This window comes from Streptomyces sp. NPDC096152 (genome assembly GCF_044763235.1).
GTDB lineage: Bacteria > Actinomycetota > Actinomycetes > Streptomycetales > Streptomycetaceae > Streptomyces.
In genome coordinates, this window is sequence record NZ_JBIWFW010000005.1 from 269,450 (window position 1) to 282,105 (window position 12,656).

Below are 12,656 nucleotides of genomic sequence, written 5' to 3' on the forward strand. Positions count from 1 at the left end.
GAGGTACGCGAGGAGGTACGGGGTCGACGCGGCGAGGTCGGAACGGGCGATGATCGACATGCACGGTGGCACCCCACCCGGAAGCGGTTCCGGACCGCTCCCGGACCCGGTGGCCGCGGCCACGGCCGTCGTCGACGACCAGGGGCTCGTGACCGGCTGGAGCGCGGGCGCCGAGCGCCTGCTCGGCTATCCGCACCAGGAAGTCGTGGGGCGTCCCGTGGTCCGTCTGTTCGGCTCGGACGTGGACGTCGAGCGGGGCTTCCGCGCGGTGCTCGGGGAGCACGCCGCCGACGGGGTGCGGCGCGGGACGACCGTGCTGCGGCACCGGGACGGCCGCCGGGTCGAGGTGCGGCTGCGGGTCTACCCGTCCTTCGACGGCGTGGGCAACGCACAGCAGCTGGTCGTGGTCTCGGCACCGTCCCCGGAGACGGAACAGACCGAGGGGGGACAGCCGGAGCCGGAACGGCCGGAGCCGGAACGGCCGACGACGGAACAGCCGGAGCCGGAACGGCCGGAGACGGAACAGCCGGAGACGGACGGGACCGAGGGAGGACAGCCGGAGCCGGAGGACGTCGAGACCTTCGCCGCGGACGAGGCGTTCACGCAGTGCCATCTGCCCGTGATGGTCTTCGACTCCGGGCTGCGGGCCCTGCGGGCGAGCGCCGGGGCCGTGCGCGAGCTGGGGATGAGCGAGGAGCGGATACGCGGGCTGCGGGTCACCGACATCCTGCCGCCCCACGTCTGCCGGACGACCGAGAACGGTATGCGCCGGGTGCTGGAGACCGGCGCACCGGAGCAGTTCCAGATACGGGGACGAGCGCGGCCGGAAGCGTCCGAGCGGGCCTGGTCCATCACCGTGTCCCCGATCAGGAGCCCGTCGGGGCGGGTGCGGCACGTGCAGCTCTCCGCGCTCGACGTGACCGAGCAGTTCCGGGCCCGGGAGCGGCTCGCGCTGCTGAACGACGTCAGCGCCCAGGTGGGCAGCACGCTGGACGTGATGCGCACGGCCCAGGAGATGGCCGACCTGGCGGTGGGCCGGCTCGCCGACTTCGTCACCATCGACCTGCTGGACTCCCTGTTCCGGGGCGTCGAGCCGCGGTCCCCCTCCCCGGGCACCGTCGCCCTGCGCCGCGTCGCGCAGCAGTCCGTGCTGCCCGGGGCGCCCGAGGCGGTGATCCAGCCGGGAGACGTGGACCACTACCCCGAGGCCGCTCCCCCCGTCCGGTGCCTGGTCACCGGCCGGCCCTCGCTGCACAGCACGATCGACAAGTCCGTCCAGGCCTGGCAGGAGGCGGACCCGGCGCGCTCCGGGGTGGTCCGGACGTTCGGGATCCACTCGGTCATGGTCATCCCGCTGCGCGCCCGCGGCATCACCCTCGGCGTGGCGGTGCTCGTCCGCCACCGGCGCCAGGACCCGTTCGAGGAGGACGACCTGCTGCTGGCCGAGGAGATCGGCGCGCGCGCCGCCGTGGCCGTGGACAACGCCCGGCGCTACACCCTCGAACGCGACACCGCCCTCGCCCTGCAGCGCAGCCTGCTCCCGCGCCGCCTCGCCGCCCAGGAGGCGGTGCAGGTCGCCTACCGCTACCTCCCGGCCCGCACCCGCGCCGGGCTGGGCGGGGACTGGTTCGACGTGATCCCGCTGTCGGGTGCCCGGGTCGCCCTGGTCGTGGGCGACGTGGTGGGCCACGGCCTGCGGGCCTCGGCCACCATGGGCCGCCTGCGGACCGCGGTCCGCACACTGGCCGACGTCGACCTCCCGCCCGACGAACTCCTCACCCACCTCGACGACCTGATCACCCATCTGGCCGCGGAGGAGGACGCCTCCGCGGAACCGGAGCAGGAGCAGGGGGCCGGGCCCGCCCGCGGGGCCGACCTCGACCTCTCCACGGCGCTCATCGCCACCTGCCTGTACGTGGTCTACGACCCGGTCTCGCGCCGCTGCACCGCCGCCACCGCGGGCCATCCGCCGCCCGCCGTCGTCACCGGCGACGAATCGGCGGACTTCGTCGACGTACCGCCCGGCCCTCCGCTGGGCGTGGGCGGCCTGCCCTTCGAGACCATCGAGTGGGAGCTGCCCCGGGGCAGCCTCCTCGTCCTCTACACGGACGGTCTCGTCGAAGGGGCCAAGCACGATCTGGGCCACGGCCTGGCGCTGCTGCGCCAGTGCCTGGAGCGGCGGGCCGACCGGCCGCTGGAGACCATCTGCGACGACCTGATCGAGACGCTGCTCCCGGCCCAGCCCCGCGACGACGTGGCGCTGCTGGTCGCCCGCACCCGGGCGCTCGACGCCGGCCATGTGGCCACCTGGGACCTGCCGTCCGACCCGGCGGCGGTCGCCGACGCCCGTGCCGCGGTCCTCGCCCGGCTGACGGAGTGGCGGCTGGAGGAGGTGTCCTTCACCGCCGAACTGGTGGTCAGCGAACTCGTCACGAACGCGATCCGCTACGGGCAGCCGCCCATCCAGCTGCGGCTGATCCACGCGGCCACCGCGCTGATCTGCGAGGTGTCCGACTGCAGCAGCAGCGCCCCGCACCTGCGGCGGGCCCGCACCTTCGACGAGGGCGGGCGCGGCCTGCTGCTCGTCGCCCAGTTCGCCGAGCGGTGGGGGACGCGCCCCCATGCCGCCGGAAAGACGATCTGGGCGGAGATCGACCTGCCCGGCGGATGATCCCCCCGCACCGCCCGTACGGAAGAAGGTGAGCAGATGACCACCTCACCGCGTTCGTCCCAAACCTCTCCCGACTCCTGGCGCTGGGTCTACGGACTGTGGGTGGTGATCGCCGGCCTCGCCGTGGTCCTGGTCTGCTACATCCTGGCCGTCGGCCTGGTCGGCCGGGGCAATGTGGCCGGCATGTTCTCCGGCGTCACCGGCGTCGTGGGCTCCGTCGTCGGCGCCTACTTCGGCGTACAGGTGAGCCATTCGGCGCGACGGGACGCGGAGCGGTCGCGCCAGGCCGCGGAGAGCAGGGCCCTCCGGCTCGCCGCGGCGGCACCCCCCGAAGTGGCGGAGAAGGCGCTGGCCGACCCGCCACCCACGCCCCGCTGACCGCACGCGCCCGTCGGCCGCACGCGGCTTCCCGACGGACCGGTGCCGGACCCGGCGCCGCACGGGGTGTTGTCGCGGCGCGCTGTACGGAAGATCATGGACCGGGGGGCCGCCCGGGAGCGGCCGGGCAACGCACTGGGCAGGATCGCGGTCCATACGGGTGTGGCACGGTGGGTGGGGGAATTGCTCCGAGGAGCACGGCGGCGCCTCGGCGCCGGGGGAGAGCGGCCGCGTGACCTTCTGGCGCGGGCCGGGCTGTTCGTCGGCCGGACCCTGCGCGACGAGTGGCACGGCATCGTCGTCGACCCGGTGCGGCAGCTCGTGCGCCGGGGGCTGTCCGGGCTGGTGCTCGCGTTCGTGGCCGCCTTCGGCGTGATCTTCTTCCACGCGGTGGCGCAGCGGCCGGCCGGTGAGGTGGCGGTGCGGCTGCTCGGCGGGGTCAAGGCCGACCTGCCGCTGTGGCTGGCGCTGCTGCGCACCCCGGTCTCGCTGTACGTGCCGGCCCTGGACCTGCCGGTGTGGGCGGGCATCACCCAGCTGTTCCTGGCGTTCGCGCTGGCCGAACTCGCCCTGGGCCGGGCCAGGACGCTGGTGGTGGCGTACGCGACCACGCTGGCCGGGACGCTGACCGTGCGGGTGATGCTGGCGATCGGGCCGGGCCGGTGGGGGCTGGGGCTGCCGCCCGAGATCGGGCAGGTCCTCGACACCGGTCCGTCCGCCGCCGTGGTGGGCCTGTTCACCTACATCGCGGTGGTCCGGCGCGCCCCGGTCGTTTTCGTCCTGACCGGCGGGTCGATGGTGTGGGAGTCGATCGCCGTGCCCAACCTGGCCGGCCGCGAGCACCTGATCGCCGTGGCCGCCGCGGTCGTGCTGGGCCTGCTCCACGGGCACCGCCCGAGGCGGCTGCTCCCCGGGGACCTCCCGAGCCGGCTGCTCGGCCGGGCGGCGTTCGTACCGGCGGCGCCGGTACCGGTGCCCGCACCCGTGTCCGTATCCGCGCAGCCCGTGGCGACCCTGGGCGGTGATCAGTCCCACGCACTGCCGCAGCCGGCCCGGGAGCCGTGACCGGCCCGGCCCGCGGTACTCGGGGCCCGGCACTCGAAGCCGGCACTCGAAGCTCGGCGCTCACCCCTGTCGGCCCCAACTCCCGCTGCCTATGCTGAAGTCCGGGCCCCGGTGCATTGACCGGCACGGGTGCCGCGCGGCGACCGCACCGGGTCGCCGCCGTACCGGGGGAAGGATGACCGATGGACTGGTTCTGGTGGGTGCTCATCCTGTTCTGGACAGGTGGCTTCGCATGGCTCGCGGACACCGCACGGACCGCTCTGCGCAACCGGCACGAGCGCAGGATGGAGCGGCTGGAGGCCGCGAAGTCGGAACGCCTGGCCGTGGAGGCGGCGCACAAGCCGCCGGAGCCGGTGTGCGGCTGCACCCATCACCTGGCCAAGCACGACAAGACGGGCCGGTGCCACGAGCGGGTGGAGGTGCCCACCGCCTGGGACGAGAACAAGAAGCCGCTGCGCTTCGAGGCCGGTGAGTGCAACTGCCGGCAGTACGTCGGTCCCCAGCCGCTGTCGCAGGTGTACGCCGAGGAGCTGACCGACCGCGCCTGACCGAACCCGCCGGGCGGACCGCGCCCGACGGGCCCGGCGCGGCGCTGCCGCCCCGAGCAGGTCACATCTGCGCGAGGTTTGCGAAGAATCCGCGCAACAGCGTCACAGAGGCTGCACCGCGTCTTTCGAAAGGCTCGTTAGCGTGACTGGCCGCTCGGTTCCACGTGCGAGCGTGTTCAGGCCACGGCCCCGGCGGGGCCGACGGCGTGTCGACTCAGGAAGACCGCGGATGGACTACTGCTCCTCGTGTCGCCGGTATCTCAACGGCGCCCTGGTGTGCCCCGGGTGCGGCGCCTACGCCCCGGACATAGCTCCCCCCGTCGCCACGGCCCGCGCCCCGCTGGCATCGGCCGGCGCGGCGGCGGGCCCGGCCGCCGGGTGGGAGGTCACGGCCTCGGGCGAGTGGCACAGCGGCCGCCGCCCGGACGGCCCGCCCACTCCGGCCGGCGTGCACTACGCACCCGGCATGGACGGCATGAACGGCATGGACGCCGTGCACGACACGGACGCCCCGCACGGCGTGGACGGGGCTCCGCGCGGCGAGGCCGGCGTCGTGGGCGTGGCGCCCGCGCGGATGGGGCGGGCGGCCCGGCGCCGCCGGCTGGCCCGCTGGAAGAAGACGCAGCGGCGGGCCCTGGTCGCGACCGCCGTCGCCATGGTGGGCGGCGGCCTGACCCTCGCCTCGATGGCCCAGCACACCGGCGACCGGGCCCAGGCGGCCTCGGCACCCGACTCCGCGAACGCGGGCTCCGTGGGCGACCTGCCGCCGCAGCACGTCCTCCCGGACTCGCCGCGCCCCGACGCCCGGCAGTCGTCCCCCGCCTCCTCCGCACCGCGGCGGACGGACGGGCGCACGCACGGGCGGTCCGCTCCCGCGCCGCAGGGCTCCACGGCACCGGACGTCCATCCGGACTCCGCCGCACTCCGCACGGCGGCTCCCACGACGGGACGTACGGCAGCGGGCGGCTCGGCCGGTACGACGTCGAGCGCCCAGGGGACGGGGAGCCTCTCCTCGTCCAGCGGCGGCACGGCCTCCGGCGGGTCCGGCACGGCGACCCAGCCGTCCACCGCGCCCACCGGCTCCGACAGCACCGGCTCGACCTCGGGATCCGGGACCGCGACGGGATCGGGGTCGCAGTCCGGTTCGGGTTCGACCTCCACGTCCGGGTCCGGGTCGACGCAGACGAGCCCCACGACCGACCCGACGTCGCCGTCCCAGCTCTGCCTGCTCGTGGTCTGCCTGGGCTGACCGCGCCGCCCCGGACCGGTGCGGGGCCGCCCGGCCGGGGCGGCCCCCCGCTCAGCCGGCCGGCTTGTCGTCGAAGCTCGCGAAGTACGCCGCGGCCATGTCCTCGTCGGCGTGGCCCTGGGCGGCGGCGCGGGCGAAGCGTTCCGCGCTCGCGGCGGCCACGTCGAGGCGGACCCCGTGCCGTTCGCCGGCCTCGACGATGAGGCGGGCGTCCTTCTCGGCGGTCGCCACCGCGAAGCTCGCCGGGGACAGCCGGTCCTCCAGCACGAGGGCCGCCTTGGCGCGCAGGTACCCCATGTCGAGCGGTCCGTCGGCGATGAGGCCGAAGAAGTCCTGCGGGTCCACGCCGAGCGCCCCGGCCAGGGCGAGGACCTCACCGGCCGCGGCGGTGACCGCGACCACCCAGCTGTTGGCCACCAGCTTCAGCCGGGTGGCACCGGCCGCCGCGCCGTCCTCGCCCGTCCACACCGTGCGGGCGCCGACCGCGTCGAAGACCGGGGCGACCGCGTCGCGGTGCTCGGCAGGGCCCGCGGCCAGGACGGTCAGCTGTCCGGCCTCCGCGGGCTGGCGGGTGCCGAGCACCGGTGCGTCGTAGAAGACGAGCGCGTGGTCGCGGGCGAGGCCGGCCAGTTCCTCGACGGAGTCCAGGCCGACGGTGGTCGACTGGACCCAGAGGGCGCCGGAGCGCAGGGCGGGGGCGGCCTCGCGCATGACCTCCAGCACCGTGCCGCCGTCGTAGAGCATGGTGAGGACGACGTCGGCGTCCCGCACCGCCTCGGCGGGCGTGTCCGCGATCCGCGCTCCGTCGGCGGCGAGCGGCTCGGCCTTGGCGCGGGTGCGGTTCCAGACCCGGACGGTGTGTCCGGCCTTCAGCAGGTTCCGGGCCATCGCGGAACCCATGATCCCGGTGCCCAGGACGCTCACGGTGAGGGTGTCGGTCATGTCGTCGGCTTCCTGATCCGTGCGGTGGGTGGTGGGGCGGCCCGGCGCGTCCGGTCGACGCGCCCGGTCAGGTCCGAGCCTTCCCGGAGCCGGCCGGGCCACGCCCCCTGAGGAGCGCGGCCCGGCCGTGCGCGCGCCCCGGCCGGCGCGCCCCCTTGGCTCAGCCCAGCTTCTTCAGCAGTTCCTGGGCGAGGGGCGCGGAGGACGCCGGGTTCTGGCCGGTGACGACGTTGCGGTCGGTCTCGACGTGCGGCGCCCACGCCTCCCCCGTCTCCACCTTCAGGCCCGCCTCGGTGAGCCGGTCCTGCAGCAGCCACTTGGCCCGCTCGGCGTTGCCCGCCATCCGCTCCTCGGCGTTGGTGAAGGCGGTGACGCGGTACCCGGCGTAGGCGTTGGTGCCGTCCTCCCGCACCGCCGCCAGCAGGGCGGCCGGGCCGTGGCACACCACGCCGACCGGCAGGCCGCTCTGCACCGCGCTCGTGAGGAGGCGGCCGGAGTCGGCGTCGACCGCCAGGTCCTCCATCGGGCCGTGGCCGCCGGGGACGTACAGGGCGTCGTAGTCCTCCAGGCGGACGTCGGACAGCGCGGCGGGGGCCGCGAACTCGGGGGCGGTGTCGATCACCTGCCGCAGCCGGGCGGCCTCCTCGGCGCCACCGGCGGCATCGGGGCTCAGGCTGGCCGGGTCGACCGGCGGGACCGCGCCGCCCGGGGTGGCCACGGTGACCTCGTGGCCCGCGGACTTGAACGCCTCGAAGGGGACGACCGCCTCCTCGGCCCAGAAGCCGGTGCGGTGCTTGCTGCCGTCGGCCAGGGTCCACTGGTCGGCGGCGGTCATCAGGAACAGGATCTTCGCCATGGTCGTAGCTCTCCTCGGACGGTCACGGGGGCGAGGATCCCGACGGTAGGATCGCCCGCCGCCGGCGAGCCAATAGAAGGTCCGATTCCTGCCATCGGAACTTCGATGTGTGCGTGCGCGGCCGCGCGGGACGGCCCGACGCGGCGGCCGGGCGACCGCCGCGTGCGACGGCCTCGGACGGCGGCCACGGGCGGCATCCGGGCGCCGCCCCCCTACGACCATCCGGCCGTGCGTCCCGCGCCACCACGGGGGCGGGCCCGGACGGGTGACGCCCGCGTGCGGGGGCCCGCCCGCGGCCCTTCACTGGAACTGACGAACCACCCCTCCCGCCGGCTCGCGGCGCAGGGGTCACCGCACGAGCAGTGGGAGGCGACATGGCCGGTCACCCGGCACGCTGGACGACGGGCGCGGCGCTGGCGGCGGCCGTGGCCGTGGGGCTGACCGGCTGCTCCGACAACACCGGCAGCCCGTCGGAGTCCGTGAGCAAGGCGGCCTCCGCCGCCTCGTCCCTCGCCTCGCAGGCCAACGAAGCGCTGGCGTCGGCGACCGCGGAGGCGGGCCACCGGCTCGACGAGGCCAAGGGCGGCGTCGACGCGAGGAGTTCGGTCAAGCTCGGGGCGCCGACGACGGACTCCGCCGGGCGCACCACGGTCCCCATTGCGGTCACCAACTCCGCGGACTCCACCAAGTCCTTCGCCGTTCAGGTCAACTACAAGGACTCCGGCGGCAACCTGCTCGACACGGTCGTGGTGACCCTCCACGACGTCCCGTCCGGCAAGTCGGCGAACGGCACCGCCCGCAGCACCCACAAGCTGTCCGGCCAGGTGAAGGCGGAGGTGGGCACCGCGCTGCGGTACTGACCCCGCCGCGGCGGCCGGAGGGCCCCGCCGGTCGGGCCGTCCCGAAGTTTCCGGGCGGTCCCGAAGGCCGGGCCGCCCCGAAGGTCACGCCATCCAGAAGAAGACCGCCGTCATCCGCTTCTCCTCCAGTGTCCGCCCGGTGTAACCGGTCGCGCTGTGCACCAGGTTGGCGTGGTAGAGCAGCAGCCGGTTGGCCCGGTGCGGCACGCGGACGTCCTCGGTGAAGGCGCCGGGTGCGACGAACCGGGTGCCGAGGGCCTCGACGAGGTTGGTGTGCGGGGCCCGGACGACATTGCCGCCGAGCCGCCCGCCGGGCAGGGACTGCCGGTAGAAGCCGGTCCCGCAGTCCTTGGGGACGGTGGGGTTGAGGTAGAGCACGGCCGCGTACCGGCACAGGGCACGGGAGTCGGTGTGCGGCCGGGGCTCGCTCTCGCCCTCGCCGACGACCTGGACGCAGTTGTGGTTGAGGGTGCCACCGCCGGGCGTCCGCTGCACCCACAGCTCCCGCGCGCCGGTGGCCTTCTTCACCAGCCGTTCGACACGGGCCAGTTCGGCGGGCTCCAGGCCGGGCATCGTCCGCATCCCGGGCCAGCTCTCCGTGGTGTACGGGTGGCCCCTGACCCAGTCGTCCCTGGTCAGGCACCGCTGCCGGACGGCCTCCACGTCGGGCAGGACGTCGTCCAGCACCCAGTAGTCACGGCCCTCGGTGGGCTTGCGATAGGGCAGGACGGGCAGCGCGGCGGGCACGCCGGGGGGCTGTGGGGGCATGGCGCCGAATCTAGACCGGGCCCTCCTCGGGGCTCTCCCCGGAAGCGGTCAACATTCCCTCAACCTTGGCCCCGCGTACGGTCATCGGCGGCTTTGCGGGGGCCTGCGCGGGGCCCGTCACCTCGACGTGGGCCGGGCGGAGCAGCTGGTCGCCGAGGCGGTAGCCGGGGCGGAGGACCGCCGAGCAGACGAGTGGGCCGGCGCCCGGGGAGACGTGGTGCGTCAGGGCGTCGTGGCACGCCGGGTCGAAGGGGTCGCCGACCGCGCCGAACGCCCGTACGCCGAGGGCGCCGAGCCCTTCCCGGAGCGCGCCGGCGATGTCCCGCAGACCCGGCGTGGAGGGTTCGTGCGTGTCCGCCCTGCCGACGGCGTCCAGCACCGGCAGCAGGGTGCGCAGCACGTTCACCGCCGCGATCTCGCGCACGGCCAGCCGGTCCCGCCGCACCCGCTTGCGGTAGTTGTCGTACTCCGCCTTCACCCGCTGCAGATCCGCGGTGCGCTCCTCCAGCAGGCGCCGCAGCGCCGCCGTCTCCGCCGGCTCCGCGGACGTGTCCGGCCTTCCGTCGCGCGTCGGCATCCGGTCACCTCCCGCAACCCGTGGCCTGCGCTCGCGGCCCCGATCGGCCCCTCTGCCGAGTAAAACCCGAGCGCCCCCGGGTCACATCCGGGCGGCGGCGCAACCGGCCCCCATGCGCGCACACTTTACCAACTCTTTACCTGAACGAGGGGCGCCGTGCGCTCCCGCGTCCGTACTCCTGGGTGTCCGAACCGCCCGCCGGCGGATCCACGACCGGGCAGGAGGCACGGTGCGCTTTTCGCGGAACGCGACGGGAACTCTCTTCGTGGGCGGAGCTCTCAGCCTGACTCTCGTCGCGCTCGCCTATCCGTCCATGCTCGGGGTCACCAAGGTCTCCACCGACCCCTCGCGCGTCATCGCCCAGACGCAGTGGGGGCCGCTGACCGAAGGGGACCGGGACTTCGTGGTCAAGGTGCGCGCGGCCGGACTGTGGGAGTACCCCGTGGGGCAGATGGGCCTGAAGAAGGGGCAGAGCAACGCGGTCATCACCGCGAGCAAACACCTGATCGACGGGCACGCGGCCCTGGACGCCAGCTGCCGCAAGATCGCTCCCATGCTCAACATCGCGATCCCCAACGTGGCCAGCCCCCAGCAGCAGGGCTTCGTCAGCAAGCTGGCCGCGGACCAGGGCAAGCAGTTCGACACGGACTTCGCCAACATCCTGCGCATCACGCACGGCTCGATCTTCAACACGATCGCGAAGATCCGCTCGACCACGAAGAACACCCTGGTGCGGACCCTGGCCGACCAGGCCAACGACACGGTGCTGGACCACATCACGGTCATGGAACAGACCGGCCTGGTCGACTTCGACCAGGTCCTCTTCCAGCAGACCACCCCGCCGCAGCTGCCCAGCACGGACCTGACCCCGCCGCCCCCGCCCCCGGGCCAGCCCGAGGTCGTCCTCACCCCACCGGTGAACAGCACCACCAGGCCGCCGGTCCTGCCGGGCGAGAACCCCGGCCAGAACGGCGCCCCGAGTCCGACGGTGGGATGAGAACCAGGTCCCTTCCCCCGGATCAGCCCACGGAGAGGCCCGGGCCGAGCCAGACGGTCGTGTCCGGGCCCAGCCGGCCGTCGTCCAGCGGGGCGCTGCTCAGCAGCACCTCGCCCGCCGGCAGCGCGACCGGCCGGTCCGACAGGTTGGTGACACACCGCCAGCCGTCGGACCGGGCGAACCGCAGCACCCCGGCCGGGGCGTCCTCCGCCCAGGTCAGCGACTCACCCTCGAGCAGCTTGCGGCGCAGCCGCAGGGCCGTGCGGTACAGCTCCAGGGTCGAGCCCTCCGCACCGTCCTGCGCCTCGACGGCGTACACGCCGAAGCCGTCCGGCTGCGGCAGCCAGGCGGCGCCCGCCCCGAAGCCGTACGACGGTCCCCCGATCGTCCACGGCAGCGGCACCCGGCAGCCGTCGCGGCCCTTGCGGACACGCCCGGTCTGCTCCCAGATCGGGTCCTGGAGCAGCTCCGTGGGCAGGTCGGCCACCTCGGGCAGGCCGAGTTCCTCGCCCTGGTAGACGTAGGCCGAACCGGGCAGGGCGAGCATCAGCAGCGTCGCCGCGCGGGCCCGGCGCAACCCCGCCGCCGCGTCGACCGCCGGGGCGCGGCCGCCGGACAGCAGCCAGGCGTTGTCGTCGGTGCCGGGCGGAAGCATCAGGCGGGAGGTGTGCCGGACGACGTCGTGGTTGGACAGCACCCAGGTGGCCGACGCCCCCGCGGCGCGCGCGGTGCGCAGCGACTCGGTGATGACCTGGCGCAGCTCACCGGCGTCCCATCCGGCCCGCAGGTACTCGAAGTTGAAGGCCTGGCCGAGTTCGTCCGGGCGGGCGTACAGCACACGCCGGTCGCCCGGTACCCAGGCCTCCGCGACCGCCGTGCGGGGCGGGGTGTAGGCGTCGAAGATCTTCCGCCAGTCGCGGTAGACCTCGTGCACCTCGTCCCGGTCGTAGTAGGGGTGGCTGCCGGGCGGTACCCGCAGCAGCGCGTCCTCGCCGGTGGCGCCGATGTCGCCGAGGTCCCGCAGCGGCTCGTCGAGGTCCTTGACCAGGGCGTGCGCGACGTCCACGCGGAAGCCGTCGACCCCGCGGTCGGACCAGAACCTCAGCGTGGTGCGGAAGTCGGCGCGGACCTCCTCGTTCTGCCAGTTCAGGTCGGGCTGTTCGGGTGCGAACAGGTGCAGGTACCACTGCCCGTCGGGCACCCGCCGCCACGCGCTGCCGCCGAAGACGGACTGCCAGTCGGTGGGCGGGAGTTCGCCGTGCTCACCCCGGCCGTCGCGGAAGACGTACCGGTCCCGGGCCGGGGATCCCGGGCCGGCCCGCAGCGCCTCCTCGAACCAGCGGTGCTGCCGCGAGGTGTGGTTGGGCACGATGTCGGCGATCACCTTCAGGCCCAGCCGGTGCGCCTCGGCGACCATGGCGTCGAAGTCGTCGAGGGTCCCCAGGCGCGGGTCGACGTCCCGGTGGTCGGCGACGTCGTAGCCGCCGTCGGCCAGTTCGGACGGGTAGAAGGGGCTGAGCCACAGGGCGTCGACGCCGAGCGCGGCGAGATGGGCCAGCCGCTGGGTGATGCCCCGGATGTCGCCGAGTCCGTCGCCGTCGGCGTCGGCGAAGCTGCGGGGGTAGACCTGGTAGACGACGGCCTGCCGCCACCAGTCGGGGTCGCGGGACGAGAGGTCGGGCGGGGAGTCGTGCGTGGTGGTGCGGTCGGTCACGCTTTCTCCTCTTCGGCTGCGTACGAGCGTC

12 protein-coding genes are annotated in these 12,656 nt (G+C 74.6%); 7 read left to right on the forward strand and 5 right to left on the reverse strand.

Features of this window, described 5'->3' with window-relative positions; all coding sequences use genetic code 11:
• The first annotated feature begins 49 nt into the window (after positions 1–49).
• The 5 genes from ACIQ9G_RS18955 to ACIQ9G_RS18975 all read left to right on the forward strand — a co-directional run bounded on the left by ACIQ9G_RS18955 (position 50) and on the right by ACIQ9G_RS18975 (position 5,911).
• Positions 50–2,671: a SpoIIE family protein phosphatase gene (locus ACIQ9G_RS18955; protein WP_403610591.1), complete on the forward strand. Its 2,622-nt coding sequence runs from the start codon at positions 50–52 to the stop codon at positions 2,669–2,671.
• Between the two features lie 36 nt (positions 2,672–2,707).
• Positions 2,708–3,049 carry a hypothetical protein gene (locus ACIQ9G_RS18960; RefSeq protein WP_403610593.1) on the forward strand — a complete coding sequence of 114 codons (342 nt, stop codon included), beginning with the start codon at positions 2,708–2,710 and terminating at the stop codon, positions 3,047–3,049.
• Positions 3,050–3,304: 255 nt separating this feature from the next.
• Positions 3,305–4,114 (forward strand): hypothetical protein, encoded by an 810-nt coding sequence (locus ACIQ9G_RS18965; protein WP_403611287.1) that lies wholly within the window; start codon positions 3,305–3,307, stop codon positions 4,112–4,114.
• 182 nt (positions 4,115–4,296) lie between these two features.
• Positions 4,297–4,662 (forward strand): hypothetical protein, encoded by a 366-nt coding sequence (locus tag ACIQ9G_RS18970; RefSeq protein ID WP_403610596.1) that lies wholly within the window; start codon positions 4,297–4,299, stop codon positions 4,660–4,662.
• Positions 4,663–4,891: 229 nt separating this feature from the next.
• Positions 4,892–5,911 (forward strand): hypothetical protein, encoded by a 1,020-nt coding sequence (locus ACIQ9G_RS18975; RefSeq protein WP_403610598.1) that lies wholly within the window; start codon positions 4,892–4,894, stop codon positions 5,909–5,911.
• Between the two features lie 51 nt (positions 5,912–5,962).
• Here ACIQ9G_RS18975 and ACIQ9G_RS18980 read toward each other — a convergent pair whose 3' ends face one another.
• Positions 5,963–6,853 (reverse strand): NAD(P)-dependent oxidoreductase, encoded by an 891-nt coding sequence (locus ACIQ9G_RS18980; RefSeq protein ID WP_403610601.1) that lies wholly within the window; start codon positions 6,851–6,853, stop codon positions 5,963–5,965.
• Between the two features lie 160 nt (positions 6,854–7,013).
• A complete protein-coding gene (locus tag ACIQ9G_RS18985; protein WP_403610604.1) occupies positions 7,014–7,709 on the reverse strand; it encodes a type 1 glutamine amidotransferase domain-containing protein in 696 nt (231 codons plus the stop codon).
• 374 nt (positions 7,710–8,083) lie between these two features.
• On the opposite strand from ACIQ9G_RS18985, the gene ACIQ9G_RS18990 reads away from it, so the two are divergent.
• Positions 8,084–8,569, forward strand: coding sequence for a hypothetical protein (locus tag ACIQ9G_RS18990; protein ID WP_403610607.1), 486 nt, complete (start codon positions 8,084–8,086; stop codon positions 8,567–8,569).
• A gap of 84 nt (positions 8,570–8,653) precedes the next feature.
• Here the strand turns inward: ACIQ9G_RS18990 and ACIQ9G_RS18995 are convergent, their stop codons facing one another.
• On the reverse strand, positions 8,654–9,337 hold the full coding sequence (locus ACIQ9G_RS18995) for a DUF6445 family protein (protein WP_403610609.1): 684 nt from the start codon (positions 9,335–9,337) through the stop codon (positions 8,654–8,656).
• 10 nt (positions 9,338–9,347) lie between these two features.
• Positions 9,348–9,914, reverse strand: a complete 567-nt coding sequence (gene grpE / locus ACIQ9G_RS19000) for a nucleotide exchange factor GrpE (RefSeq protein WP_403610611.1) — start codon at positions 9,912–9,914, stop codon at positions 9,348–9,350.
• A gap of 265 nt (positions 9,915–10,179) precedes the next feature.
• On the opposite strand from grpE, the gene ACIQ9G_RS19005 reads away from it, so the two are divergent.
• Positions 10,180–10,911 (forward strand): DUF4142 domain-containing protein, encoded by a 732-nt coding sequence (locus tag ACIQ9G_RS19005; RefSeq protein ID WP_403610615.1) that lies wholly within the window; start codon positions 10,180–10,182, stop codon positions 10,909–10,911.
• A gap of 22 nt (positions 10,912–10,933) precedes the next feature.
• On the opposite strand, the gene ACIQ9G_RS19010 is transcribed toward ACIQ9G_RS19005, so the two are convergent.
• On the reverse strand, positions 10,934–12,625 hold the full coding sequence (locus tag ACIQ9G_RS19010) for a glycoside hydrolase family 13 protein (protein WP_403610617.1): 1,692 nt from the start codon (positions 12,623–12,625) through the stop codon (positions 10,934–10,936).
• Positions 12,626–12,656 lie beyond the last annotated feature (31 nt).

Bases quoted from the DNA above. Each gene is read 5' to 3' on its own strand.
- ACIQ9G_RS18955 (WP_403610591.1), top strand. From the start codon at position 50: ATGATCGACATGCACGGTGGCACCCCACCCGGAAGCGGTTCCGGACCG.
- ACIQ9G_RS18960 (WP_403610593.1), top strand. From the start codon at position 2,708: ATGACCACCTCACCGCGTTCGTCCCAAACCTCTCCCGACTCCTGGCGC.
- ACIQ9G_RS18970 (WP_403610596.1), top strand. From the start codon at position 4,297: ATGGACTGGTTCTGGTGGGTGCTCATCCTGTTCTGGACAGGTGGCTTC.
- ACIQ9G_RS18975 (WP_403610598.1), top strand. From the start codon at position 4,892: ATGGACTACTGCTCCTCGTGTCGCCGGTATCTCAACGGCGCCCTGGTG.
- ACIQ9G_RS18980 (WP_403610601.1), bottom strand. From the start codon at position 6,853: ATGACCGACACCCTCACCGTGAGCGTCCTGGGCACCGGGATCATGGGT.
- ACIQ9G_RS18985 (WP_403610604.1), bottom strand. From the start codon at position 7,709: ATGGCGAAGATCCTGTTCCTGATGACCGCCGCCGACCAGTGGACCCTG.
- ACIQ9G_RS18990 (WP_403610607.1), top strand. From the start codon at position 8,084: ATGGCCGGTCACCCGGCACGCTGGACGACGGGCGCGGCGCTGGCGGCG.
- ACIQ9G_RS18995 (WP_403610609.1), bottom strand. From the start codon at position 9,337: ATGCCCCCACAGCCCCCCGGCGTGCCCGCCGCGCTGCCCGTCCTGCCC.
- grpE (WP_403610611.1), bottom strand. From the start codon at position 9,914: ATGCCGACGCGCGACGGAAGGCCGGACACGTCCGCGGAGCCGGCGGAG.